Origin of the sequence: Phycicoccus sp. Root563, from assembly GCF_001427915.1 — a bacterium.
Lineage (GTDB): Bacteria > Actinomycetota > Actinomycetes > Actinomycetales > Dermatophilaceae > Pedococcus.
The window spans coordinates 2880167-2905950 of sequence record NZ_LMGM01000001.1 but is presented as its reverse complement, the minus strand read 5'-3'; the positions used below and the strand labels follow the sequence as shown (position 1 = coordinate 2905950).

The following is a 25784-nucleotide window of genomic DNA, read 5'->3' as shown; positions in this document are numbered from 1 at the left end:
CGGGCACCGGAGGCCCGGGGACCGGCGGTCGGCGGCCCCGGCACCGGGTGCCTGAGGGCCGCGCACCGGGTGCCTGAGGGCAGTGAACCGGGGGTCGGGCGCCCGGCCGCCGGCTAGGGCGTGGGGTGGCGGGCGTCGTAGCGCAGGAAGCCCGACTGCACGCGGGCCAGGACGACGATGGCGAGCACGCACGCCATACCGCCGATCACGGCCGTCCACGCCTCACCCACGCCGGTCGACAGGAAGCCTCCCGCCATCTCCCCGAGGCGCGGTCCACCGGCCACCACCACGATGAACACGCCCTGCAGCCGCCCGCGCAGGTGGTCCGGCGTCGCGGCCTGGAGGATCGTCGTGCGGAACACCGAGCTCACCGAGTCCGCCGCCCCGGCGACCGCCATCGCGAGCAGGCCGAACCACAGCGCGTGGCCGCGGCTGAGCACTCCCCCGGCGGCCAGCATGGCCGCACCGAAGCCGGCGATCGCGAACCCCCAGCCGACGATCGACACCATGATCGCCAGCCCCTGCCGTCGCACGTGCCCGAGCCGTCCCGAGAAGAACATCGCGACGATCCCGCCGACCGCCGCCGCCGCGCTGAGGGCGCCGACGGTCCTGGCGCCGCCGCCGAAGATCACCGCGCCGGCGGCGGGGAACAGCACCCGGGGCTGGGCCAGCAGCATCGCGGCGATGTCGGCGACGAACGTCATGCGGACGTTCGGGCGGGTGGCGAGGAACGCGAATCCGTCGAGGACAGAACGCAGTCCGGGCTTGCTCGGTGTCGCGCCCTCCTCCGTCGGCTCGGGCGGGAGCGGCGGGAGCTTGGCAAGACCCCACAGGGCCGCGGTCGTGATGACGGCATCGGTCGTGTAGGCCGCCTTGAACCCGCCGGCATCGACGAGCACACCGGCGAGCAGCGGGCCGACGGTCATCGAGGCGTTCATCGCGAAGACGGACAACGCGTTGGCCGCGGGGAGCTGGTCGCGCCGCAGGATGCGTGGGTAGATCGAGCTGCGGGCGGGTGAGGAGACGGCGAACGCGCCGTTCCACACCGCGACCAGGAGGTAGAGGACCCACACCTGCGTGTTGCCGATCCAGGCCTGCAGGGCGCAGAGCAGGCTCGTCACGAAGGCCACCCCCTGCGCGACCAGCCCGACGACCCGGCGGTCGTAGTGGTCGACCAGCGTGCCGCCGTACAGGCCCATGAACACCAACGGCACCAACGCGCAGAGGCCCACGATGCCGACCGCCGCGGTGCTGTGCGTGAGCGAGTAGACCTGCAGGCCGATGGCGACCACCGCGAGCTGGGAGCCGACGTTCGAGAGGGTGAACCCGGCATACAGGCGGCGGTACGGCGCGTTCTCCCGGAGCGGGGCGAGGTCGAGGAGCAACGGCACCAGAGGACTGTATGCCGCGTGGCCCGCGCCCCGTGCCGCGGTTCGGGCGTAGCGTCGCGGCATGGACCCCCGCGCACGCATCGCCCTGCTCATCGATGCGGACAACTCCTCCGCCAAGAAGCTCGACCTCATCCTCAGCGAGCTGTCCAAGCTCGGGGAGACGAGCATCCGCCGGGCGTACGGCAACTGGACCAAGCCCGGTCTGCGGCCGTGGACCGAGGTGCTGCATGCCAACGCCATCCAGCCGATCCAGCAGTTCGACTACTCCCGCGGCAAGAACGCCAGCGACATGGCGATGGTCGTCGACGCGATGGCGCTGCTCTACAACGACCACCCCGACGCGTTCGGGATCGTGTCCTCGGACGCCGACTTCACCCCGCTCGTGATGCACCTGCGCGCCAAGGGGGCCCAGGTGTACGGGTTCGGCGAGGCGAAGACGCCCGAGCCGTTCCAGACCGCCTGCACGAAGTTCCTGCGGCTCGACCAGCTCTCCGAGCCCGAGGAGGAGGTGGTCGAGCCAGTTTCCGCGGCGGCCGAGCCCGTTGCCGAGCCCGTTGCCGAGCCGGCTGCCGCCGCGGCCCCGACCACCAAGCGGACGACGGCACGCAAGAAGGCGGCGACCGCCGCGGCTGCGGCCGCCAGCAAGACCACGGACGCTCCGTCCTCGTCGCGGCGCAGCCCCGCCGACCTCAAGGGCGACGCGCGCCTGGTCCGGATGCTGCGCAACGCCGCCGAGGGCGCTGCCGACGAGGACGGCTGGGCCAGGGTCAGCACGATCGGGCAGTACATCTCGAACCAGTCGTCGTTCGACTCGCGCAACTACGGCTACGGCTCGTTGATCAAGCTCCTCAAGGCGATCGAGCTGTTCGAGATCCGCGACGAGGGCAAGCAGAGCCTGTCGGTCCGGGACAAGCGCCGCGCGAAGGGCTGACCCTCAGTCGGTGACCTTGAGGTTCAGCTCCACGGCGAACGCCTCGGCAAGGTCGATGAGCTGCAGGCGCGAGATCGTCGCGCCCGCCATCCCGGTGATCCCGCGTGGCGCGCTGACCACCGACGAGCTCAGGTCGACGTCCTTGAGCCGGGCGCGGGAGAAGTCCGGGGCGATGACCCGGCCACCGTCCACCTGGACCCGGGTCAGCTCGGCCTCGGCGAGATCCGGCTCGACGAGCTGGCAGTCGACGAACTGCACGTCGACGAGCTTGGCCCCGCGCAGGTTGAGGAACTCGATCTTGCAACCCTCGAAGCGGACGCGGCGCAGCTGCGCGCCATACAGCTGGACGGCGCCGAGCCGGGCACCGCGGACGGTGCAGTCCTGCCACGTCGTCTCCGAGAGGTCCACCCCCGCCCCACGCACCCCGGTGAGCCCGCACTCGCTGAACCGCGCACGCGACGCCCGCAGCGACGACAGGTCCGCCTCGTCGAACGTGCACTCGAGGAACCGCGCGTTCTCCGCGGAGGCTCCCGAACCGCCCCCGAGGTCGCCCGTGAACGTCTCGCCGTCGTAGTCCTCGTCCGCGATGAGCATGGCTCCATGGTGGCGGACGGCGCCGACGGTGCAGAATGTCCCGAGCCTGACCATCGCCAGTGTTGACGAACAAGATCGGGGACCCGATGTCCGACAGTGACTTCAAGCCCGGGCTCGAGGGTGTCATCGCCTTCGAGTCCGAGATCGCCGAACCCGACAAGGAGGGCGGCTCGCTCCGCTACCGCGGGGTCGACCTCAAGGACCTGGTCGGGAAGGTCAGCTTCGGACAGGTCTGGGGCCTGCTCGTCGACAACTCGTTCGAGCGCGGGCTGCCGCCGGCCGAGCCGTTCCCGCTCCCGGTGCACACGGGCGACATCCGCGTCGACGCGCAGTCGGCGATCGCCCAGCTCGCACCGCTGTGGGGGTTCAAGCCCCTGCTGGACATCTCCCCCGAGCAGGCCCGGGACGACCTGGCCCGTGCCTCGGTGATGATCCTGTCGTTCATCGCGCAGTCCGCCCACGGGCAGAACACCCCGATGGTGCCGCAGGCGCGGGTCGACGAGGGCAGGACGATCGTGGAGCGGTTCATGATCCGCTGGCGCGGCGAGCCCGACCCGGCGCACGTCGAGGCGATCGACGCCTACTTCACGTCGGCGGCCGAGCACGGCATGAACGCCTCGACCTTCACCGCCCGGGTCATCGCCTCCACCGGCGCCGACGTCGCCGCCTGCCTCTCGGGCGCCATCGGAGCACTGTCCGGGCCGCTGCACGGTGGTGCGCCGTCCCGCGCCCAGCACATGATCGAGGGCGTCGAGCGGACCGGCGATGCCCGGGCCTACGTCAAGGACGTCCTCGACCGCGGCGAGCGCCTGATGGGCTTCGGGCACCGGGTCTACCGGGCCTACGACCCGCGCGCCGCCGTCCTGCGCGACACCTGCAAGCGGCTCGGGGCTCCGCGCTACCAGGTGGCCCTCGAGCTCGAGCAGGCCGCGCTCACCGAGCTGCGCGAGCGCCAGCCCGACCGCGTCCTGGAGACCAACGTCGACTACTGGGCGGCCGTGCTGCTCGACTTCGCCGACGTCCCCGGCCACATGATGACGCCGCTGTTCGTCTCGGCGCGCACCGCCGGCTGGTCCGCCCACGTCCTCGAGCAGAAGAAGACCGGGCGCCTGATCCGCCCGTCGTCCCGGTACGTCGGCGAGGGCCCCCGCGGCCTCGACGCCGTCACCGGCCACCGCGCCTGACCCCCGCGCCATACCCGCCAGGGGCACTCTGCCCTTGACTGCCGCTGACTGCAGCTGACTGCAGCAACCTCTGCTAGCAGAGGTTGCTGCAGTCAGCACAGGGTGCTCCCTGCCCCTTGGGCAGCAACCTGTGCTGGGTGGGGCCCGGACTGGCCGAGGTACCGCGTTGTCCACAGGCCCTCCGCGAGGAACGGGTCATCTGCGACACCCTTTCGCGATGGAACTCCACGACCTGGCCAAGGACGGCATCGTCTCGGCTGCCGAGGCCGCACAGATCGGCATCGGTCCATCGGACCTCCGCCGACTGAGACGACTCGGCTCCGTCACGCGCCTCATCCGCGGCTGGTATGCCGTGCATCCGCCGAACGCTGACCGTCCCCCGTGGGAGGGGGTCGACCACTTCGACACCGAGCGCCGGCGACACAGCCTCCTCACGCTCGCCCTGATCCGCTCGTTCGACGGACGGGCGGTTGCGAGCCACCAGTCCGCGCTGGTGCTGCACGACGTACCCCTCTGGAAGTCCGACCTCAGCACGGCTCACCTGTGCCGCGTGCGCGATGACCACTCCAGGCATCGGCCATCGGCCCTTCTCCATCCCGCCTTCGGTGGCGACCCCGTCCTGTGTCCGCGTGGCTACCTCACCGTTCCCGTGGCTCAAGCCGTGGTGCAGGTCGGCCTCGTTCCGTCGCGGCCAGGTCATTGTCCGTTCCCGTTGGAGACGCTCGTCGCTGCCGACGCCGCCCTCCGTCGCGGTCTCGCGACGCCCGAAGAGCTCGACGCAGCCGTCCGCGCCCATGGCCGACACCCCGGCATCACAGCCGTCCGCCAGCTCCTGAAGCACGCCGACGGTCGCCATGAGTCCGTGGGAGAGACCCGCCTGGCGCACACCCTGCGCGTCCTGGGCTACCGCTTCACCCCGCAGGTCTGGGTGCAGGCGGAAGGGCGACGGTGGCGGGCCGACTTCGAGCTCGATGACGAGCCGGTGGTGATCGAGTTCGACGGGATGGCCAAGTACTCGGGCGACCTGGTGAACCCCACGGCCGATCAGCTGAGAGCTGCCCTGGCGACGGAGAAGTGGCGCGAGGACCGCCTGCGCGATGCCGGTCGCGAGGTCACCCGATTCGTGTGGGCGGAGGCTGATGACCTCCGCCTGGTTCGCTCACGCGTCGACGCGGCCATCCTGCGCGCTCGGCGGCGCGTCCGTTTCTGACGTCGATCAGAGCGCACTCAGCACAGGTTGCAGCACCCGACACAGGTTGCTCCCTGTCCGTGGTGCAGCAACCGCTGCTAGCAGAGGTTGCTGCACCACAACGCCGCGGAGTGGGCGGAGAGGACGGTATGGCGCGGGGCGGAGTCCGGACGGTGGACCTGACGTCCCACGCCTCGGGACGGGGTGCGACACTGGGCGCGTGACTGACAACGCCGCCCAGACGATCCCCGCCGACCTCCTGCCGAAGGACGGCCGGTTCGGTTCCGGTCCCTCGAAGGTGCGCTCCGAGCAGGTCGACTACCTCGCGAGCCTGGGGTCCACCCTGCTCGGCACGTCGCACCGCCAGGCACCGGTCCGGAACCTCGTCGGGGCGGTCCGCGAGGGCCTGTCCGACCTGTTCAGCCTGCCGGAGGGGTACGAGATCATCCTGGGCAACGGCGGCTCGACCGCGTTCTGGGACATCGCGGCCTTCGGGCTGGTCCGCGAGCGCGCGCAGCACCTGGCGTTCGGCGAGTTCTCGTCCAAGTTCGCCTCGGTCACCCAGAACGCACCGTTCCTCGGCGACTCCACGATCATCAAGGCCGACCCGGGCAGCCTGGCCACCGCACGTGCGGAGGCGGGCGTCGACGTCTACGCCTGGCCCCACAACGAGACGTCCACCGGTGTCATGGCCCCCGTGAAGCGCGTCGAGGGTGCCGACGAGGGCGCCCTGGTGCTCGTCGACGCGACGTCGGGTGCCGGTGGACTGCCGGTCGACGTCTCCGAGACCGACGTCTACTACTTCGGCCCGCAGAAGTGCTTCGCCGCCGACGGTGGCCTGTGGCTGGCGGCGTTCTCCCCCGCGGCCCTGGCCCGGGTGGACGAGATCGCCGCGAGCGGCCGGTGGGTCCCCGACTTCTTCAGCCTGCCGACAGCCGTGTCCAACAGCCGGCTCAACCAGACCTACAACACCCCTGCGCTGTCCACGCTCGCCCTGCTGCGGTCGCAGATCGACTGGATCAACGGCCACGGTGGCCTCGACTGGGCCGTCGAGCGCACCGCGGACTCCAGCGGCCGCCTCTACGACTGGGCCGAGCGCACGAGCTACACCACCCCGTACGTCTCCGACCCGGCCGCCCGCTCGCAGGTCGTCTCCACGATCGACTTCGACGACGCGGTGGACGCCGCGGCGATCGCCAAGACCCTGCGCGCGCACGGCGTCGTCGACGTGGAGCCGTACCGCAAGCTCGGCCGAAACCAGCTGCGTGTGGCGACCTTCCCGGCCACCGAGCCCGAGGACGTCTCTGCCCTGATTGCCTGTATTGAGCACATTGTCGGCTGATCGGCGCGCGTCCGCGGCAACCCGCGCGTAACCTCGGCTCCGAATCCTCGTTGTTCCCGGTGTAAGCCCCGGGGGTGGGGAGAACTGGACCGAGGAGTCGACGATGACCCGCGTGACCCGCGTGAACTGGCGCACCATCGCTGCCGCCCTGCCCGCGGTGGCCCTGATCGGCAGCGGGCTGGTCCTCGTGGCCACCGACGGCAACCCCAGCACGGACGTGGTCGCCGACTCGAGCCCCCTGGTCACCGTGCCGAAGGACGCCGTCCAGCGGCCCGAGTCCCCCTCCCTGCCCGAGCTCCCGGCCCCGCCGGAGGCCACCGCGACCCAGGTCGCCGACGCCGCGGGCCTGCAGCTGTCGGGGAGCGCCAACGGCATCCCCGCCGCCGCGCTCGCGGCATACCGTCGCGGGGCGCAGCTCGTCGACGCGGCCGACGCCGAGTGCAACATCGACTGGGCCCTGCTGGCCGGGATCGGCAAGGTGGAGTCCAACCACGGCCGGTACGGCGGCAACGGCGTCGACGCCAGCGGCACGGTCCGCCCCGGCATCTACGGCATCCCCCTCAACGGCACGAACAACACCGCGGTCATCCGCGACACCGACGGGGGCGCCTTCGACCGCGACACGAGCTTCGACCGCGCGGTCGGGCCGATGCAGTTCATCCCGGGCACCTGGCGCTCGGTGGGCGTCGACGCGAACGGCGACGGCCGCAAGGACCCGCAGAACCTCATGGACGCCGTGACCGGCGCCGCGGTCTACCTCTGCTCCGGTCCGGGCAACCTCGGCACCGAGAGCGGGGCCCGCACCGCCGTCCTGCGCTACAACCAGAGCGACGCGTATGCCGACGAGGTCCTCGCGATCGCCCGCGCCTACCGCGGTGGTTTCGCCGTCGTCCCCGACGGCACGCTCTCCGACGCCCAGCGCACCGGCCAGCCCTTCCTGCCCACGGGCAACGAGGTCGTCCAGCCCGGACCCGCGGCCGGCGTCGCCGCAGGCAGCAAGCCGTCCGCGTCGTCCACGTCGAAGCCGGGCGCCAACGGGTCCGTCCCCTCGCCCAGCAGCACGTCCGCCGCGGGCGCAGGATCGGGCGGCTCCGGCGCGGGTGGCTCGGGGACCGGCGGTTCGGGTGCGGGTGGCTCGACCCCGGCTCCCTCGACCACGGCCGGCGGTGGCCTCGCCGGCACCGTCGGTGGTGTCGTCGGAGGGGTCGTGGGTGGGGTGACCGGCCAGACGCCGAGCTCGACCTCGTCGACCCCGAAGCCCTCCTCGTCCAGCAGCACCTCGAAGCCGGCCCCGACGCCCAGCACGACCAAGCCGCCGCTGACCCTCCTCCCCAAGGACGGCAAGTGCCCCGCCGGCTACGACCCCGAGGTGAACCTCCTCGGCGTCGTCATCCTCTGCCGACTCAAGTAGGGCGGAGGAGCCCTCGCCGCACCCAGCGGCCCGCCCTCACCCGTCGCGGCGGCTGAGGGCGGCGAGGCTCCCGGAACCCACGGGGCTCTCCTCGACGACCATCCCCTGCTCGTCCAGCAGGGTGACCCGGCCGCCCCCGCAGTCCGACAGGTGCAACGACGCCCAGCGGCGCGCGCCCTCGAGGGTCGCGCAACGGCGGGTGACGCCGCAGCCCGACACCTCCCAGGTCCCCGGGCCGAGCGGGCGGATGGTCAACGCGCCCGGCGGGGGCAGGTCGCCTGCCATGGCTCCAGCGTCCCGCGGGCCACGGAAGCGCGCCTCGGTCAGATGGACGACCGGGCGCTGCGGTAACCCGTCAGCGCACGAGGCTGGCGAGGACCGCCACGGCGACGACGATGGCCAGGACGGCGATGGTCACGCGCCGGCGGAAGACCGGTGTCATCGCACAGCCTCGGGAACCGGCTCCGAGACCGGCGTCGGCGCCGGAACGGTCCGGATCCGCAGCCGCGGGCGGCGCTTGGTCTCGTAGGTCACCTGGACATTCTCGTGCTTCGCGAGCCAGACCGACACCACCACGGTGACGAGCCCGACGGCGATGGTGCCGATCCCGATGGTCCAGCGCGGGCCCCACACGTCACCGATCCAGCCGATGACCGGAGCGCCGAGCGGCGTCCCACCCATGAAGATGGCCATGTAGAGCGCCATCACGCGGCCACGCATCGCGGAGTCGACGGTGAGCTGCACCATGGCGTTGGCGGTGGTCAGCGCCGTCAGGGCGGACAGCCCGACGGGGACCAGCGCCAAGGCAAACAAGGTGTAGGTCGGCGCGACCGCGGCGAGCCCGCTGGAGATGGTGAAGCCGACGAACGCGAGGAGCAGGATCCGCAGCCGCGGGCGGGCGCGTCGGGCCGACAGCAAGGCTGCCGACAGCGACCCGATCGCCATGATGGAGCCGAGCAGGCCGTACTCCTGCGGGCCCTTGCCGAACTCCCGGGTCGCCATGAGCGCGGTCGTGATCTGGAAGTTCATCCCGAACGTCCCCAGCACGAAGACCAGAGCCATCACGAGCATGATGTCGGGCCGACCGCGGACGTACCGGACGCCCTCGCGGATGGCGCCCTTCCCGCGTGACAGCGTCGGGGCGGGCTTCAGCTCGGAGCGGGTCATCGACCCCAGGGCGATGAGCACGGCGACGAACGTCAGCGTGTTGAGCAGCAGCGTCCACCCGGTGCCGAACGCGGCGATGGTCAGGCCGGCGACGCCGGGGCCCACGAGTCGGCCGGCGTTGAAGCTGGCGCTGTTGAGCGACACGGCGTTGGCGAGCCGCTCCCGCGGCACCATCTCGGAGACGAACGTCTGGCGGGCCGGGTTGTCCACGGCCGTCGCGACACCGGTGAACAGCGCGATGGCGTAGACCATCCACAGCTGCGCGGTGCCCGTGACGACGAGCAGGCCCAGGGCCAGGGACGACAGTGCGAGTGCCGTCTGGGTGATCGCGAGGATGACGCGCTTGGGGTAGCGGTCGGCGATCATCCCGGCCCACGGCGCGAGCAGGAGGAACGGCAGGAACTGCAGCCCCGTGACGATGCCGAGCGCGGTGGACGAGTGGTTCGTCAGCTCGGTCAGGACCAGCCAGTCCTGCGCGACGCGGCCCATCCACGTGCCGATGTTGGAGATGAACGCGCCGGTGGCGTAGATGCGGTAGTTCCGCACGGACAGGGAGGAGAAGGTCGGGCTCATTCGTTGGCCACCCTGGTGAGGATGACCGCGGCCTGCTCGAGGATGTCCTGCTCGGCCGGCGTGAGGTGGCCCACGCGCACCGACATCCAGGCGTCGCGCTTGCGACGGATGTCGCGCAGCAGCGTCAGGGCGTCGGGCGTGAGGGACAGGATGACCTGTCGGCGGTCGGAGGGGTCGGCGGTGCGCTCGACGAGACCGAGCTCGACGAGTCGTCCGACGGTGCGGGTCATGCTGGGGGCGCTCACCCGTTCGATCTCGGCCAGCTCACCCGGCGTGCAGGGAGCTTTCTCCAGGCGGTTCAGGACCGAGAACTGGTGCGGCGCGATGGCGTCGGTGCTCTCGAACCTCACGCGGCGCGAGATGCGCATGCACGCGAGTCGGAGCTCTCCGGCGAGCCGCGAGACCGCTGCGGGGGTGAGACCGGCCTCAGCGGTGCGGCGCGGTGAGCGCGCAGGCGGTGGGGTCATGATGGTCTCCTTGGTTCAGGTACTTAGCATAACTCATTACCTGTGCTAAGTATTTCCAGCGTGCCCCTCCGCCCGCGAGGCCGAGTGCCCGAGCAGGGACCCAGCGCGTGCCCCGGCGCGGATGGCATGTGGTCGAGCAGGGAGGCCGCGCGTGCCCGACCCGGTATGCCGCGTGCCCGCCCGCCGCAGCCCGCCAGCGTCCTAGGGTTGGCGGGGTGACCGCCCGGCTGCGCCTCCTGGACCGTGTCACCTGGGACGACCGAGTCATCCCCGGTGACCGGCCGGCAGCGCTCCTCGCCCTCCTCGCCGCGCACCCCGCCGGCCTGGGCGACGACCGCATCGTCGAGGAGGTGTGGCGCGGCGACCCTCCCGAGAAGCCGACCAAGGCGCTGCAGGTCCTGGTGTCGCGGCTGCGCTCCGTCGACCGTTCCCTGGTCGAACGTCACGACGGCGGCTACCGGCTGGGCCTGCCCCGTGCCGCGGTGGACGCCTGGCTGCTCGACGAGCTCGTGGACGGTGCCGAGCAGGCGTGGCGGTCCGGAACCGCCGAGCAGGCCGAACCCGCCGCCCGCGCCGCCACCGAGGTGGCCGTCGGCGACCGTGGCAGCGGTCCGCTCGCCGACCTCCGCGCGGACGCCAGCCACCGGGTGCGCGCCGCCGAGCGCGTCCTGGCCCTCTCCCTGGCCGGCACCGCGCGGCATACCGAGGCCCTGCCGCGGTTGCAGGCACTGGCGGCCACCACGCCCGACGACCCCGAGGTCCTCGTGGCGCTCCTGCGGGCCGAGGCCACGGTCCACGGCGTCCCCGCCGCGCTGGAACGCTACGAGGTCTACCGGCGCGACCTTGCGGACCGGCTCGGGGTGGACCCGGACCCGGCGGTGCGGCGCACCCACCGTGAGCTGCTCGCCGCGGACGACCCTCGGCGCACCGGTGTGCGGTTCGACGCCGAGGAGCTCCTGGGGCGCGAGGAGGACCTGCGGCGGCTGCGGGCGGCGCTGGCGACGGGTCGGCTCACGACGGTGCTGGGGCCCGGGGGGATCGGCAAGACCCGGATCGCGCACGTGCTGGCCCGCGAGGCGACCCAGCCGAGGGTGCACGTCGTCGAGCTCGTCGGCCTCGGGTCGGGGGACGACGTCGTCGCCGAGGTCGGGGCGGCCCTCGGGATCCGGGGGTCGGTGACCGCGCGGCACTCCCTGACACCGGCCCAGCAGGCCGACGTGCGCGGGCGCATCGCCCAGGAGCTCGACAGCGGTCCGGCCCTGCTCGTGCTCGACAACTGCGAGCACCTGCTGGAGGCGATCGCGGGGCTGGTCGCGTTCCTCCTGGCCACCACCCGCGACCTCAGCATCCTCACGACGAGTCGGGCCCCCCTGCGGATCGCCGCCGAACGCGTCGTGCCGCTGACCCAGCTGGCGCCCGACCACTGTGCCGACCTGTTCGTCCGTCGCGCGCAGGCGGTCCGTCCCGGAGTCGCCCTCGACCCCAGCACGATCGAGGCGGTCGTGGCCCGCCTCGACGGCCTGCCGCTCGCGGTCGAGCTCGCCGCGGCGCGGGCGCGGACCATGTCGGTCGAGCAGATCAGGGCCGCCCTGGACGACCGGTTCGGCCTGCTGCGCAGCCGCGACCGGGGAGCCCCCGAACGGCACCGCACCCTCACCGCCGTCATCGAGTGGTCGTGGGACCTGCTGACCGAGGACGAACGGGTCGCGGCCGCCCGGATGTCGGTGTTCCACGACGGGTTCGACGCCGGTTCCGCGACCGCCGTGGTCGGTCCGGGCGGCATGGACCTGGTCGAGGCCCTGGCCGACCAGTCGATCGTCACGGTCGAGGAGATCGGCGGGGCGACGCGGTTCCGGATGCTGGAGACGGTGCGCGAGTTCGCCGGGCTGCGCCTGCTCGAGCACGGGGACCACGAGGTGGCCCTCGAGGCGCAGACCACCTGGGCGCTGGACCTCGTGGCGGCGGTCGGTTCGGTCTTCTTCTCCCCCGACCAGTACGCCACCGTCGACGCCCTGCTGGTCGAGGAGAACAACCTCACCGACGTGCTCCGCCGGGCGCTGCTGGGCGGCGACACGGGCACCGTGGCCCGGCTCATGGCGACGTTGAGCAGCCTGTGGACCATGACCGGCAACCACGCGCGCATCTTCGCCCTCGCCGACGCGACGCAGAACGTCCTCGCGGACTGGGACCCGCGCGACGACACGGAGCGGTCGGCGGCGTTCGAGACCGCGGGCCTCCTGCTCATCCACCTCAGCTGGATCCGCGGGCGGGACACCTCGGACCTGCGCCGGGCCATGCTGCGGTGGGGGCCGTCACGGGACCCCATGGCGCTGGCCGCCCACGCGATGTTCGTCGAGGGCGAGGGTGGCGACGTCGCCTCCCGGGTCGTCGAGCTCACCGCCGACGAGCCCGACCCCGGCCGCGTCGCGATGCTCCTCCTCTGGGCAGCCATCTCGGCCGAGAACGTCGGGGACGTGGCGGCAGCCGTGGCCCACAGCCGGCAGGCGCTCGCCCAGGACGGCCTCACGCCATACCTCGAGGCGTCGCTGCACACCGAGCTGTCCCAGCTCGCGATGTACGTCGGGGACCACCACGTCGCGGCCCACCACGCCGAGCTCGCGTGGCCGGTGCTGCTGCGCCTGCACGCGAACGACGACGCGAGCTCGATGCGCTTCACCTCGGTGGTCTCGCGCCTGCTCGACGGTGACGTCGACGGGGCCGCGGCGCTGATGGACGAGATCGGCGAGCTGCCGGACGGCGGCCAGCTGGGCTCACGGATGGTCCTGCACGCCGCGCGGGCCGAGCTGGCCCTGGCCCGCGGTGAGACGCAGGACGGCTTCGCGCACTACGAGCGCGCCCTGGTCGAGGTGATGGTCGACATCCCCGGGTGGACCGGCGGGCCGACGCCCTGGGTCTCCATCGCCGCCGGCGCCGGCCTCACCGCCCGGGTCCACCACGGCCCTCCCGGACCCGACCCGCGCGCCGACGAGCTGCGCGACCTGCTGCTCGGCGCCTCGGCCAGGTCGTCGGGCGGATCCACCACCAGCGCGCCCATGGACGACCTCCCCCTCAGCGGGGTGATGCTCGTCGCGATCGGGGCCTGGGGACTTCGGTTCGGCGACCCCACGCTGACCGACGACGCCGTGCGGCTGCTCGCGATCGCCCGCCGCTGGAACTACAACCGGACGCTGCCCTCACTGGCCTGGGAACCCCTGGTCGCCCTCGCCGACGAGGTCCGGCCCGGACTCCTCGGCCAGCTCCTGCAGGAGTATGGCGCGCGGCCGGGTCCGGACCTCGTGCCGGACGCGTCGGAGCTGCTGCGCCGGTTCACATCTTCCGGTTGAAGCTCCGCACCGACAGCGGGGCGAAGACCGCGATGACGACCGCGCAGCCGAGGAGGGCCCAGCCGACGTGGCCCGTGACGGCACCGTCGTTGGCGAGGTCGCGGATCGCGGTGATCACGAGGCTGACCGGGTTCACGTCGGCGAACGCGCGCAGCCACGACGGCATGGTGGCCGTCGGGACGAACGCGTTGGACAGGAACGTCAACGGGAACATCACCATCAGCGAGACGCCCTGCACACCCTGCGCGGTCTTCCCGATCGTGCCGAACCACGTGAAGATCCACGCCAGCGACCAGCCGGCGACGATGGCCAGGAGGATCGCGCCGAGCACCCCGAGCACCCCACCCCCGGGTCGGTAGCCCAGGGCGATGCCGGTGGCGAAGGTCAGCGTCGAGGCGATGGCGTACCGGATGAGGTCGGCGACCATCGGTCCTGCCAGGGGGGCGATCCGGGCGATCGGCAGCACCTTGAACCGGTCGAACACGCCCTTGTCCATGTCCTCGCGGAGCTGGACGCCGGTGGCGACGCAGGCCGTCAGGACGGTCTGCCCGATGAGCCCGGTGATGATGAGCGGCAGGTAGCCCTTGACGCTGCCGCTGATGGCGCCACCGAAGATGTAGGCGAACATCGCCGTGAACAGCAGCGGCTGGATCGTGACGTCGAAGAGCTGCTCGAAGTTGCGCCGCATCTTCATGGTCGAGCGCCAGGCCAGCGTCATCGTCTGGGCGACGGTGTCGCGCAGGGAGACGTGGGTCGACAGCTGGCGGTCCAGGACCGCGGGCCGGTCGGCGCCGGTGGGTGTCGTGGTCGGGTTCGCACCGGGGTTGGTGGTGGTGGTCATGATGCGGCCTCCAGCTCTGACGTGGTGGTGGACGTGGTGGAGGACGCCGTGCCGGACGTGCCGGACGTGCCGGACGTGCCGGACGGGTCGGACGGGTCGGTGCCGTGGCCGGTGAGGGCCATGAACACCTCGTCGAGCGAGGGCTTCTGGACGGTGAGCGACTCGATCCCGACCCCCTGCTCGCGGAGGGCGACGAGCACGTCGACGGCCTGGTCGCTGCGCTCGAGCGGGACGGCGAGGCGCCGCGACTCGGGTGAGGGCACCGGCTCCTCGCCGACGAGGCGGCGCGCGGTCTCGGTGGCCGCCTGGAGGTCGGCCGGGTCGGCGAGGTGCAGCACGAGCGAGCTGCGGCCCACCGAGGACTTGAGCTCGTCGGACGTGCCCTGCGCGACCTTGACGCCCCGGTCGATGACGGCGATGCGGTCGGCGAGCTGGTCGGCCTCGTCGAGGTACTGGGTCGTGAGCAGCACGGTGCACCCCTCGGTCACGAGCTCGCGGATGGTGTCCCACATCTGGCCGCGGGTGCGCGGGTCGAGCCCGGTGGTGGGTTCGTCGAGGAAGATCAACGGCGGCCGCGTGATGAGGCTCGCGGCGAGGTCGAGCCGGCGCCTCATCCCGCCGGAGAAGGCGCTGATCGGCTTGGCCGCGGCCTCGGTGAGGTCGAACTGCTCGAGCAGGGTCCCCGCCCGCCGCCGGGACTCACCACGGCTCAGTCCCTGGAGGCGACCGAACAGCAGGAGGTTCTCGGTGGCTGTGAGGTTCTCGTCGACCGAGGCGTACTGCCCCGTCACGCCCAGCAGCTGCCGCACGACGTGGCCCTCCCGGCTCACGTCGTGACCGAAGACCTCAGCGGTGCCGCCGTCGATCGGCAGCAGCGTGGCGAGCATCTTGAGCATCGTGGTCTTGCCGGCACCGTTGGGCCCGAGGACGCCGAAGACCTCGCCACGGTGGACCTCGAGGTCGATGCCGTCGACGGCGCGCTGGTCGCCGAACGTCTTGACCAGGCCCTGCGCGCGGACGGCGAGTGTGTTGGTGGAGTTCATGGCACCAGCATGCGCGACGACGCTTTCACCGCGGTTTCACGACGCCTTCGCCTCCCGGTGGGCGGTCGCACCGCCCCACACGCACGTATGCCGCGCGGCCCCCTCGCGGGGCCACGCGGCATACGTGGTGGTGCGGGTGCCCGGACCCGCGCCCGGTCAGACTCCGAGCAGCTCCTTGATCGGGGTGATCGCGAAGTAGATGACGAAGAGGACGGACACGGTCCACAGCAGCGGGTGGATCTGGGCGGCCTTGCCGCGGGCCGCCTTGATGAGGGTGTAGACGACGAAGCCGGCACCGATGCCCGCGGTGATCGAGTAGGTGAACGGCATCAGGACGATCGTGAGGAACGCGGGGATCGCGATCTCGAGGTCGTCCCAGTCGATGCCCTTGACCTGCTGCATCATGAGGAAGCCGACGACGACGAGCGCGGGTGTTGCGGCCTCGTACGGGACGACCTTGACCAGCGGGGCGAGGAACGTCGCGAAGAGGAACATCACGCCCGTGACGACCGAGGCCAGACCCGTGCGGGCGCCCTCGCCGACACCAGCGGCCGACTCGATGTACGACGTGTTGGACGAGACCGAGCCGACACCACCCGCGATCGCGGCGACCGAGTCGACCATGAGGATCTTGTCGGAGTTCGGCGGGTTGCCGTTCTTGTCGAGCAGCCCGCCCTCGGCGCCGACCGCGACCATCGTGCCCATGGTGTCGAAGAAGTCGGCGAGCAGCAGGGTGAAGACGAGCAGCACCGCGGCGACCACGCCGATCTTGCTGAACGAGCCGAGGATGCTGAAGTTGCCCAGCAGCGAGAAGTCGGGCACCTCGACGATGGTCTTGGGCAGGGTCGGGACGTTCAGGCCCCAGCCGGCCGGGTTGACGAACTTGCCGGTCGCGTCGAACTGTCCACCGATGTTGCCGATCGCCTCGACGATGATCGCCAGCACCGTGCCGCCGACGATGCCGTAGAGGATCGCGCCCTTCACCTTGCGGACCATCATGAGGATGATCGCGAGGACGCCGATGACGAAGACGAGCGACGGCCAGCCGTTGAGGGTGCCGCCGATGCCGAGCTCGACCGGGACCGGGCCCGTGCCGGTGCGGCGGATGAAGCCCGCGTCGACCAGGCCGATGATCGTGATGAACAGGCCGATGCCCACGGAGATCGCGGTCTTCAGCTCGGCCGGGATGGCGCGGAACACCGCCTGCCGGAACCCGGTCAGCACGAGGACGAGGATGATCACGCCCTCGATGACGATCAGGCCCATCGCGTCCGCCCACGTCATGTCGGGGAGCTTGGCGATGCCGAACGTCACGAACGCGTTCAGCCCCAGGCCGGTCGCGAGCGCGAGGGGGTAGTTCGCGACGACCCCCATGAGCAGGGTCATCACGCCGGCGACGAGCGCCGTCCCGGCAGCCACGAGGGTCTGCGCCTTGACGATGTCACCGCCGCCGAGGAACTGGCCGGTGCCGTCCTGCTGGGTGCCGATGATGAGGGGGTTCAGCACGACGATGTACGCCATCGTGAAGAACGTGACCAGGCCACCGCGGATCTCCCGCGGGATGGTCGAGCCGCGTTCGGTGATCCGGAAGAACCCGTCGAGTCCGCTGGTGGGGGCACTGGCGGCCGAGGCCGTCGCAGGCTTGGAGGTGGGTGAGGACTTCGCCATGGGCAGCAGAGTAGGGCCTGCGTGTTGCGGCGGTGTGAAAGATAGGCTGCACGCATGAGCGAGTCGCACCGGCACCCCGACTCCCCCGCGTCGGACGAGCTCCAGCCGCTCTCGCTGAGCAGCGCGACCGTCACCCTGTGGGGCACCGTCGCGTGGCTCGTGGCACTGGTCGTCACCCTCGTCGTCCCGGCCCTGCACCAGGGCGACCGCCACTGGTGGCCCTGGACCTGCGTGGCCGCGATCGTGCTCGGCCTGCTCGGCTTCTCCTACGTGAGACGCGGCCGCGGCAACGCCGCCGGCGCCGAATAACCCCTCCTCTCCGCGAAGCGGGTGTCCTTCTGCAACACGGGACTTATTTGTCCCGGTTTTGCCACACGACACTCGGTTTGTCGGGTCAGTGAGGCCCGGGGCACGGCTACCGGGACGACGGTATGGCGCGCACGTCACCCGTGCGCGGCGTGCTGGCGAGCAGGTCAGGCGGCGCGACGCAGGAGGGCAGCCCTGATCTGGGCCAGCATCCGCGCAGGATGGGCGAGGTCGGCCCAGGTCAGACGGACCACCTCGTAACCGAGGGACCTCAGCCGGTCCTCGCGCCTCTTCTCTGCGACGAGGCCGTCCCGACCGTCGGCGCCGCCGTACTTCACCGCACCATCGAACTCGACGACCACGCGCCCGGCGACGAGGAAGTCGACCCGGCCGACGAACCCACCCTGCTCGTCCCGGACGACCACCTGCGACTCGACGGGGAGCCCCAGGGCCGACAGCACCAGTCGGGTCCGGCTCTCGCCCGGCGACTCTGCCAGCGGGTCCATCGCCGCCAGCACCCGTCGAACCCGGGCCCGTCCACGCAGCCCGGGCAGGAGCCGGTCGGCGGCGGCGTGCAGGTCGTCGGTGGTGGCTGCCTGTCCGTGCAGGGCTGCATCGGCGGCCACCACGCCCGCCTCGACCGACCCGGAGCCCGTCGTCACGACCGCGTCTGCGAGCGCGAGGGTGGGCAGCCCGTCGACCTCGACCACCGAAGCCATCGACCGGAGCGGCATGACCCGAAGCCCTGCCACGGTCGTGGACTGCTGCACGTCGCCGCTGAGCACGACGAGGCGGCGGTCGACGTGCCACAGGGGCAGTCGGTGGAGAGCGAGTGCGGCCTGGTGACTGGCTGCCTCGACCGCGCCGGCCGTTCCGTCCAGCCGTGAACGCATCACCGCCATCACCGTCATGCGGTACTGCTCGTCGCCGTCCGCGTCGTCCCATCGGCGGCCGGCGACGAAGGCTCCTCGGCGTACCCGGCGCAGGTAGCCGCGCGCGACCCAGCTCTGCACGTCATACGCGGGGATGCCCAACCGGGCGAGCTGGCCGGCACCGACGACTCCACCCTGCGCCTCCACCAACGCGGTTGCCTGCGAGTCCATGCCGAGAGGGTGGTGCCGTCACCGGCCGTGGCCAACGGACGCCAGCGGCAGCCGTGGACGGCGGTCCCACGAGTGCGCGCCTGTGGAAACCGCCGACACGACGAAGCGGGTGTCGTTCGGCAATGCCAGGACAAATAAGTCCCGTGTTGCCGAACGACACCCGCTTTGCGGAAGAGGGCGGAGGGGGGACGTCCCTCAGACGAGGTCGTAGCTCAGCTCGTCGACGATCGGTTCCCCGGTGTGGACGTGCTCGGCGGGTTCGGCGTCGACCTCGGAGTGGGCGCCGCAGCCGTGGTCAAGACTCACGACGCGACCGTCGGAAGGCGACCAGGCGTTGGCGCACACGCCGAAAAAAGACCGGAGGGCACCTGCCATCGGGAGGAAGTACCCGCAGGACGAGCAGGGCGAGGAGGCCTTCTCGGCGACCTCGGCGTGCGGGCCGTTCTCACCCTCGTACCAGCGCTGGGCCGCTGCCTCGCGGCCCTCGGCGGACAGCACGCGCTTGCGGCCGAGCCCGAGCTCGTACGTCGCGAGCTCGTCGACCTCCTCGTCACCCGTGGCCTCGAACCCGGGCTCGAGCAGCGGGTCGTCCTCCTTGTAGGGCAGGACGTCGCCGGCACCGAGGTCTCCTGGGGCGATGCGGTCGGCGTACGGCAGCCACTCCGGCGACAGCAGCGCGCCGTCACCGGGGACGAGGTTGGTCTCGCACACCGTGGCCGACTTGCCGCGCGGCACCCGGGCGACGGTGATCGCCCAGCGCCAGCCGGGGTACGCCCGGGCCGTGCACGCGAAGTAGTGGGTCCCGAGGCGCTCCTCGTCGAGCTCCATGCCGAGGTGCTCGCCGACGGTGCCGGCCTCCGCGATGGACTCGGCGGCCTCACGGGCCAGGTCGACGGCGCCCTCGAGCACCGGGTCCTTCTTGGGGGTGGCCATGCTCACGGCTCCAGCTGGTCGGCGAGAAAGCGCAGGACCGCGGCGACCTTGGTGCCGTGCTCCTTGTCGAGGCGGCGGCCCCGACGCAGGGAGTTGCTGGTGCTGTCGAGCAGCTTGATGGCGTCCTCGACGAGCGGGGCGAGGTCCTCGGGCGACTTGCGGTTCTGCTCGCGCTTGCCGGCCGTCACGCTCGGCGCCGGCTCGAGCAGGGTCACCTGGAGCGCCTGCGTCCCACGACGGCCCTCGGCCACGCTGAACTCGACGCGGGCACCGCCCTTGAGCGTGCTCGCGCCCTCGGGCAGCGCGTTCGCGTGGAGGAACACGTCGCTGCCGTCGTCACCGGAGATGAAGCCGAAGCCCTTCTCCGCGTCGTACCACTTGACCTTGCCAGTGGGCACTGGTCCACCTCTACGTCGAAAGTTTGGGTGCGCTCTGTGCGCATCGCAAGGCTATCGGGTGGTGCCAAATCCTTTCCGGGTATGCCGCGTGCCGGGTGGCCCTGCGCGCGTCACCCGGGCCCCTCGTGGCCGGAAAACCGGTTCGGGACTGTCGGTGCCGTGCGCGAGGATGGAGCCGTGAGTGAGTCCTCGAGCCAGCGGCAGAGCGTGCGCCAGTTCTGGGGAGACCTGTCGGTCGAAGGTCGCTGGCTGCTGTCGACCGTGGCCGTCCAGACGCTGGGGCGCGGCCTGACGCTGCCGTTCACCGTCATCTACCTCAACGAGGTCCGGGGCATCTCGCTCGACCTCGCCGGCGCCCTGATGGCGTTCATCGCCGTCGTGGCGCTCGCGGTCACCGGCCCCGGTGGCGCCCTGACCGACCGGGTCGGGGCCCGCCGGATGCTCCTGCTCGCCACGAGCGCCCAGCTGGTCGGCTGCGTCGTGCTGGCGTTCGCGACGACGCCGTGGACGGTGGCGCTGGCGTTCGCGTTCCTCGGCTTCAACTTCGGGGTGTCCTGGCCCGCGTTCAACGCCCTCGTCGCGGCCGTCACCACCGGTCCTGCGCGCCAGCAGTACTTCGGCGTCAACTTCGCCCTGGTCAACCTCGGCATCGGCCTCGGCGGGGTCATCGGTGGCCTCTACGCCGACGTCCACAACCCCACGTCGTTCACCGTCATCTTCCTCGCCGACGCCGCGAGCATGCTCGTGCCGATCGGCCTCCTGCTCGGCCCCCTGCGCCACGTCCACGGCCGCGCCGAGAAGCCGGAGGGCACCGAGGGGTCCGGCGGCTCCTACCTCGACATCGTCCGCCAGCCGGCCGTCGTGTGGATGACCGTGCTGACGTTCCTCGGCACGTTCGTCGGGTACGGCCAGATGGAGGCCGGGTTCCCCGCCTTCGCCCGTCAGGTCAGCGAGGTGCCGACCGAGGTGATCGGTTTCGCCTTCGCCCTCAACACCGCGGTGATCGTGGGTCTGCAGTTCGCCGTCCTGCACCGCATCACCGGTCGCCGCCGCACGCGGGTGCTGCTCGTCATGGCCGCCCTGTGGGCTGCCGCCTGGGTGGCGCTCGGGCTCACCGGGTTCGCCCCTGGCACCCTCGTCGCAGCCGGTGGGGTGCTGGCCTTCCACGCGTTGTTCGCGCTCGGGGAGACCTTGCTGCAGCCGACCATCCCCGCCATCACCAACGACATGGCCCCGGACCACCTGCGCGGTCGCTACAACGCGGTCAGTGCCGGAGCGTTCCAGGCCGGCACGATCCTGGGACCTGTCGTCGCCGGGTTCATGCTCAACCACCGGTGGTCAGCGGAGTTCATCGCCATGCTCGTCGTCAGCTGTGGCGCCATGGCCCTGCTCGCCCTTGCCGTCGAGCGCCGGATCCCGCCCGAGGTCAACGGCCTCACGGGTGACCAGGTCGTGCCGGTCGTCGACCCGGCAGGGGCCCGACCCGTCTGAGGCTCAGGCGAGGTGGCTGGGGTTCATGCCCCAGGTCGCCGACCAGTCCTGACCGGGTTCGAGGACCACCAGCCCGTCCCCGGAGTTGAACGCGTTGCTCGGGCACGACATCGGCTCGACGGCGATGCCGCGGGTTCCCTTGACCCCGGTGTCGGCGCCCTTGGCCGTGAACACCTGCACCCAGTCCAGCGCCCGGTCGCCCCAGACCCGCACCTCGCCGGTGGCGAGCCCGCCGACGACGACCTCCCACCCACCGTCCGCGCGGGTCCGCGCGAGGTCCGTGTATGCCGTGTCCAGACTCGTGCTGCCCAGAGCCCGCCCCTCGCGGAAGTCCGTCTCGGGCCGGACCGGTTCGGTGGCGACCGGGATCATCTGCTCGTCGACGAGCACCTCACGCGTGGCGGGGATGGTCAGCTCGACATCGGCGAGCCGGGTCTCCCCGAGGGCGACGTAGGGGTGCGCGCCATACCCGAACGGTGCGGGCGAGCTCCCCACGTTGACCGCGTGCGCGCTCACGGTGAGGCCGTCGTCGTCCAGGACGTAGTTGACGCTGAGGTCCAGGCTGCCGTCCCACCCCGGCGAGGGGTGCAAGCGCGTGCGCACGGTGAGGGCGGACCAGTCGTCGTCGTGCCAGTGCAGCTGCCACGGCAACCACCGGACCAGGCCGTGGTTGGAGTTGGAGAGCGGGATCTCGGTGAGGGCCAGCTGGTGGTCGACGCCGGCGAACGTGTACCGCCCACCCCGGATGCGGTTGGGCCAGGGCATGAGCACCTGCCCACGACCGGCGAGGCAGAACTCGTCCTCGGCGTAACCGGCGACCACGTCGACCCCGTCGACCGTGTAGGTCCGCAGCCCGCCGCCCACCTCGACGACGGTGGCCTCCTGACGTCCGTTCCGGAGGGTCCACTGCTCGCCGCTGGGAGAGGTGCTCACGGGCTCACGCTACTGGCCCGGCAGCGGGTCCGCCGTTGCGGTGGTCAGGCGCCGCGGACGACCCGGACGGACACGGCCTTGCTGCCGTCCTTCCGCGCGAGGACGAGGACCACGTCGTCCTTGGCCAGCGCACCGGCACGGCCTCGGGTGGTGTCGTCGATGACGTAGGTGGCGCTGAAGCCGTCGGCGCTCTTGACGGTGACCGACGTGCTGGACGCGGCGGTGACCGTGCCCCGCTGGAGGGTCATGACGACCGCCTTGCCGGTGGCGTCCTGCACGGTGAACTCGCCGTGCTGCACGTCGCCGAGGGCGGCTGCCCCACCCATCATCGAGCCCATGCCGAGGCCGCCACCAAGGCCACCACCGAGACCGTTGCCGTTGCCGTTGCCGTTGCCGTTCGGCTTGCCCTTGCCGTTGCCGTTGCCGTGGCCCTTGCCGGGACCGTCCTCGGTGCCGGGCAGCTGGCCGCGGCCCATCGGGCCGTTCTCGAGGCGGCGCTGCTGGCCCGGGGCGCTGTCGCTGCGGCCATGCATCTGGCCCATCCGGTCACCGTCGTGCCCGGCCACCGTCCGGACGACGGCCACCGCACCGACGCCGAGCACGCCGACCACGAGAAGCAGGGTGAGCACGGAGGCGACGATGAGCGCGATCGTGCCGCCGGTGGTGGAGGTGGCCTGGCGCCAGAGGTTGGGTCCCTTGGGCGGCGTGGGACCGGTCGCCCCGGCGGTGCTGGTCGGCCCGGCCGTGCCGGTTGGTCCCGCGGGCCGTGCCGGTGCCGCGTGGGCCGCCTCGGACGTGGCCGACGGGAACGACTCCTGCCGGGACGCCTGTGCTGGCGGCTGGCCCTGTGCCGGCGGCTGCCCCTGTGCGGGCTGCTGCCCCGGGTGCGGCGTGGGCATCGGCCGGGTGGGATCGACCGGGTCAATGGGCCCCGTGGGTCCGGTGGGCTCCGACATGGCGGCTCCTCTCGCTCTGTGCATCATCCCTCGGGAACCTGTGGTTCAACTGGGAATCGCGCCAAACTCGACCCCGCCCCGGAGCCCGCCTCGGAGCCCGCCCCGGACCCGGCACAGGACCGGGCCAGGACCAGGCGGAGCCCCGGCACAGCACCCGGCCGGGACGAGACCCACACCCGGCCCTCGGTCACGCGGTACGCGACCTCACGGCGGCCGACTACCGTGGTCCGGTGCCCCCGAAGTCCCGCCCCCAGCCCACGGCCGTCCGGTCGATGGCCGACGACGTCCGGGGGCGCACCGATGACGAGCTCCGCGCTCTCCTGCACCGCCGGCAGGACCTGGCCCGCCCGGCGCCTGCGGACCTGTCGGCCCTCGCGGCCCGGGCGAGCACCCGCGCCAGCGTCCAGCGCGCCGTCGACTCCCTCGACCTGGCCCACCTCCAGGTCCTCGAGGCGGCCCTGACCGCTCCCGCGACCAGCTCGTCGCCGGTGCAGCCGTCGACCGTCGCGGCCCTGCTCGGGTCGACCGCGGCCGAGGTGCAGCCCCTGCTCGACGACCTCTGGACGGTGGCCCTGCTCTGGCGCAGCCCCGAGGGCCTGCGAGTCGTGCGCACGGTCGGCGAGGTGCTCGTCCACCCCGCCGGACTCGGCCCCCGCGCGACCGACCTGCCCGGCGCGGCCCCCGCGCCGCCTGCCGACGCCGTGGTCGCCGCCGTCTCCGACGCGCCACCGGCCGCCCGTGCCATCCTCGACCGCCTCACCTGGGGACCGCCGATGGCGGTGCTCCCGACCGGGACCCCGGACCGCGTGGCCGAGGGTGCGCGCTGGCTGCTCGAGCACCACCTCGTGCGTTCGGTCGGCGGTGAGCAGATCGCCCTGCCGCGCGAGGTCGCCCTGGCGCTGCGCGGCGGCCGCAGCCACGCCGAACCCGCCCTCACCTCACCCGACCTCCACGGCGAGGACCGCACCCCGGACGCGGTCGACGCCGCCGCCGGTCAGCAGGTCACCGACCTCCTCGCCCTGGTCGACGAGCTCGCTGCCGAGTGGGGGCTGCGACCGCCACGCGTGCTGCGGTCGGGTGGCCTCGCCGTGCGCGACCTCAAGCGGATCGGCTCGGTCCTCGACGTCGACGAGACGCGGGCGGCCTTCGTCGTCGAGCTCGCGTATGCCGCCGGCCTCCTCGCCGACGACGGCTCGCTCGACCCGTCGTGGGCTCCGACGCCGGCGTACGACGAGTGGCAGCAGCAGCCCGGCGACCAGCGCTGGGCAGTGGTCGCGCGGGCCTGGCTCCTCACGACCCGCGCACCCCACCTCGTCGGCACCACCCCTGCGGGCGCGTCGGGCACCGTGAACGCCCTCGGCCCGGACGCCCACTGGCCACCGGCCAGGGGTCTTCGCCGGGACGTCCTCGACCAGCTCGGCGACGCCCCCACCGGGCTGGCCCCGGCACCGGCGTCCGTCGCGAACGCCCTGCGCTGGCGGCGGCCCCGTCGCGTCCCCGGCACCCTCGAGGCCGTCATCGCCGCCACCCTCCGCGAGGCCGAGTGGCTGGGCGTCACCGGACGCGGCGCGCTCTCCACCGCGGGGCGGGCCCTGCTCGAGGGGCGCGACCAGTCCTCCCTCGCCGCGGCGATGCAGCCCCACCTGCCCGACCCCGTCGAGCACGTGCTCCTCCAGGCCGACCTCACCGCCATCGCACCCGGTCCCCTGGCCGGAGGCCTCGCGACCTTCATGCGTCTGGTCGCCGACGTCGAGTCGCGCGGTGGCGCGACGGTCTACCGCTTCACCCCCGACTCGGTGCGGCGCGCGCTCGACGCCGGGTGGTCGGTCGACCAGGTGGTGGGCACCCTCAGCGACGCCAGCCACACCCCCGTCCCGCAACCCCTCGACTACCTCGTCCGCGACGTCGCACGACGCCACGGCCAGGCGCGGGTCGGGGCGATGCGCGCCTACATCCGGTGCGACGACGAGACCACGCTGGGAGCCATGCTCGCCGAGCGGGCGCTGTCGCCCCTCCAGCTGCGCAGCATCGCCCCGACCGTCCTCGTCTCCCCCGTGGCGGCCGAGACCGTCGTGGACTTCTTGCGGGAGAACGGTTTCGCCCCCGCGGCCGAGACCCCGGACGGCGGAATCGTCGTCCCGCAGGCGGGACGGCACCGGACGCCACTGCAGCGACGCACCTCCCCCGTCACGGCCACGGGTGTCGACGACGAGCTCGTCACCACCCTGGTCGGCGCGCTACGGGCCGGGGAGGCGGCGGCGGACTACCACCGCGAACAGGTGGCCACGCGCCCCGGACCCAGCCTGCCGAGCACCGACCCGACGACCACCCTCGCCGTGCTGCGTGACGCCGCCGCCGACCGTCAGGCCGTCTGGCTCGGGTACTCCGACGCGGACGGTCGGGTCCAGCGGCTGCTGTTCTACCCCGAGCGGGTCGAGGGCGGCCGCGTCCACGGGACCACCGAGGGCCTGAACCGCACCCTGTCGATCCACCGCGTCACCGGCGCTGCCGTCGGCTGA

General features: G+C 72.3%; 22 protein-coding genes. 9 read left to right on the top strand and 13 right to left on the bottom strand.

The window, feature by feature from the left end:
* Positions 1-113: 113 nt before the first annotated feature.
* Positions 114-1394, bottom strand: coding sequence for an MFS transporter (locus ASD62_RS13865; RefSeq protein WP_157581610.1), 1281 nt, complete (start codon positions 1392-1394; stop codon positions 114-116).
* A gap of 58 nt (positions 1395-1452) precedes the next feature.
* Here ASD62_RS13865 and ASD62_RS13860 point away from each other — a divergent pair, with 58 nt between their 5' ends.
* On the top strand, positions 1453-2322 hold the full coding sequence (locus ASD62_RS13860; protein ID WP_056916458.1) for an NYN domain-containing protein: 870 nt from the start codon (positions 1453-1455) through the stop codon (positions 2320-2322).
* A gap of 3 nt (positions 2323-2325) precedes the next feature.
* Here ASD62_RS13860 and ASD62_RS13855 read toward each other — a convergent pair whose 3' ends face one another.
* Positions 2326-2916 (bottom strand): pentapeptide repeat-containing protein, encoded by a 591-nt coding sequence (locus tag ASD62_RS13855; RefSeq protein ID WP_056916457.1) that lies wholly within the window; start codon positions 2914-2916, stop codon positions 2326-2328.
* Positions 2917-3002: 86 nt separating this feature from the next.
* Between ASD62_RS13855 and ASD62_RS13850 the strand changes: the two genes are divergently transcribed.
* From ASD62_RS13850 to ASD62_RS13835, 4 genes are all read left to right on the top strand, one after another.
* On the top strand, positions 3003-4100 hold the full coding sequence (locus tag ASD62_RS13850) for a citrate synthase 2 (protein ID WP_056917400.1): 1098 nt from the start codon (positions 3003-3005) through the stop codon (positions 4098-4100).
* Between the two features lie 217 nt (positions 4101-4317).
* Positions 4318-5310: a type IV toxin-antitoxin system AbiEi family antitoxin domain-containing protein gene (locus ASD62_RS13845; RefSeq protein WP_056916456.1), complete on the top strand. Its 993-nt coding sequence runs from the start codon at positions 4318-4320 to the stop codon at positions 5308-5310.
* A 199-nt stretch (positions 5311-5509) separates the two neighbouring features.
* Positions 5510-6631, top strand: coding sequence for a phosphoserine transaminase (gene serC, locus ASD62_RS13840; protein WP_056916455.1), 1122 nt, complete (start codon positions 5510-5512; stop codon positions 6629-6631).
* Positions 6632-6734: 103 nt separating this feature from the next.
* The gene (locus tag ASD62_RS13835; protein WP_056916454.1) at positions 6735-8042 is read left to right on the top strand and encodes a lytic murein transglycosylase; all 1308 of its coding nucleotides are present in this window, start codon (positions 6735-6737) and stop codon (positions 8040-8042) included.
* A 36-nt stretch (positions 8043-8078) separates the two neighbouring features.
* On the opposite strand, the gene ASD62_RS13830 is transcribed toward ASD62_RS13835, so the two are convergent.
* From ASD62_RS13830 to ASD62_RS13820, 3 genes are all read right to left on the bottom strand, one after another.
* The gene (locus tag ASD62_RS13830) at positions 8079-8327 is read right to left on the bottom strand and encodes a hypothetical protein (RefSeq protein WP_056916453.1); all 249 of its coding nucleotides are present in this window, start codon (positions 8325-8327) and stop codon (positions 8079-8081) included.
* Between the two features lie 153 nt (positions 8328-8480).
* Positions 8481-9782: an MFS transporter gene (locus ASD62_RS13825; protein WP_056916452.1), complete on the bottom strand. Its 1302-nt coding sequence runs from the start codon at positions 9780-9782 to the stop codon at positions 8481-8483.
* Positions 9779-10249: a MarR family winged helix-turn-helix transcriptional regulator gene (locus ASD62_RS13820; protein WP_056916451.1), complete on the bottom strand. Its 471-nt coding sequence runs from the start codon at positions 10247-10249 to the stop codon at positions 9779-9781. The genes ASD62_RS13825 and ASD62_RS13820 overlap by 4 nt, the downstream gene beginning before the upstream one ends.
* A 215-nt stretch (positions 10250-10464) precedes the next feature.
* Here ASD62_RS13820 and ASD62_RS13815 point away from each other — a divergent pair, with 215 nt between their 5' ends.
* Positions 10465-13593, top strand: a complete 3129-nt coding sequence (locus tag ASD62_RS13815; protein ID WP_056916450.1) for a BTAD domain-containing putative transcriptional regulator — start codon at positions 10465-10467, stop codon at positions 13591-13593.
* Here the strand turns inward: ASD62_RS13815 and ASD62_RS13810 are convergent.
* From ASD62_RS13810 to ASD62_RS13800, 3 genes are all read right to left on the bottom strand, one after another.
* A complete protein-coding gene (locus ASD62_RS13810; protein ID WP_056916449.1) occupies positions 13577-14434 on the bottom strand; it encodes an ABC transporter permease in 858 nt (285 codons plus the stop codon). The two genes, ASD62_RS13815 and ASD62_RS13810, sit on opposite strands and share 17 nt — an antisense overlap.
* Positions 14431-15477: an ATP-binding cassette domain-containing protein gene (locus ASD62_RS13805; RefSeq protein WP_056916448.1), complete on the bottom strand. Its 1047-nt coding sequence runs from the start codon at positions 15475-15477 to the stop codon at positions 14431-14433. Before ASD62_RS13805 ends, ASD62_RS13810 begins: the two co-directional genes overlap by 4 nt.
* A 156-nt stretch (positions 15478-15633) precedes the next feature.
* Positions 15634-17145 carry an NCS2 family permease gene (locus ASD62_RS13800; RefSeq protein ID WP_056916447.1) on the bottom strand — a complete coding sequence of 504 codons (1512 nt, stop codon included), beginning with the start codon at positions 17143-17145 and terminating at the stop codon, positions 15634-15636.
* Positions 17146-17199: 54 nt separating this feature from the next.
* On the opposite strand from ASD62_RS13800, the gene ASD62_RS13795 reads away from it, so the two are divergent.
* The gene (locus tag ASD62_RS13795) at positions 17200-17454 is read left to right on the top strand and encodes a DUF2530 domain-containing protein (protein ID WP_056916446.1); all 255 of its coding nucleotides are present in this window, start codon (positions 17200-17202) and stop codon (positions 17452-17454) included.
* A gap of 164 nt (positions 17455-17618) precedes the next feature.
* Here ASD62_RS13795 and ASD62_RS13790 read toward each other — a convergent pair whose 3' ends face one another.
* The 3 genes from ASD62_RS13790 to ASD62_RS20950 form a co-directional block, all read right to left on the bottom strand.
* Positions 17619-18554, bottom strand: a complete 936-nt coding sequence (locus ASD62_RS13790) for a type IV toxin-antitoxin system AbiEi family antitoxin domain-containing protein (RefSeq protein ID WP_056916445.1) — start codon at positions 18552-18554, stop codon at positions 17619-17621.
* A gap of 195 nt (positions 18555-18749) precedes the next feature.
* Entirely contained in the window at positions 18750-19487 is a 738-nt protein-coding gene (locus ASD62_RS13785; protein ID WP_056916444.1) for a DUF3027 domain-containing protein, read from the bottom strand.
* Between the two features lie 2 nt (positions 19488-19489).
* Positions 19490-19885: a cold-shock protein gene (locus ASD62_RS20950; RefSeq protein WP_056916443.1), complete on the bottom strand. Its 396-nt coding sequence runs from the start codon at positions 19883-19885 to the stop codon at positions 19490-19492.
* Positions 19886-20062: 177 nt separating this feature from the next.
* Here ASD62_RS20950 and ASD62_RS13775 point away from each other — a divergent pair, with 177 nt between their 5' ends.
* The gene (locus tag ASD62_RS13775) at positions 20063-21376 is read left to right on the top strand and encodes an MFS transporter (protein WP_056916442.1); all 1314 of its coding nucleotides are present in this window, start codon (positions 20063-20065) and stop codon (positions 21374-21376) included.
* 3 nt (positions 21377-21379) lie between these two features.
* Here ASD62_RS13775 and ASD62_RS13770 read toward each other — a convergent pair whose 3' ends face one another.
* Together ASD62_RS13770 and ASD62_RS13765 are read right to left on the bottom strand one after the other, a co-directional pair.
* The gene (locus ASD62_RS13770; protein ID WP_056916441.1) at positions 21380-22309 is read right to left on the bottom strand and encodes an aldose 1-epimerase family protein; all 930 of its coding nucleotides are present in this window, start codon (positions 22307-22309) and stop codon (positions 21380-21382) included.
* A 44-nt stretch (positions 22310-22353) separates the two neighbouring features.
* Positions 22354-23265, bottom strand: coding sequence for a hypothetical protein (locus ASD62_RS13765; protein WP_056916440.1), 912 nt, complete (start codon positions 23263-23265; stop codon positions 22354-22356).
* A 230-nt stretch (positions 23266-23495) separates the two neighbouring features.
* Here ASD62_RS13765 and ASD62_RS13760 point away from each other — a divergent pair, with 230 nt between their 5' ends.
* A complete protein-coding gene (locus ASD62_RS13760; protein WP_235529235.1) occupies positions 23496-25784 on the top strand; it encodes a helicase-associated domain-containing protein in 2289 nt (762 codons plus the stop codon).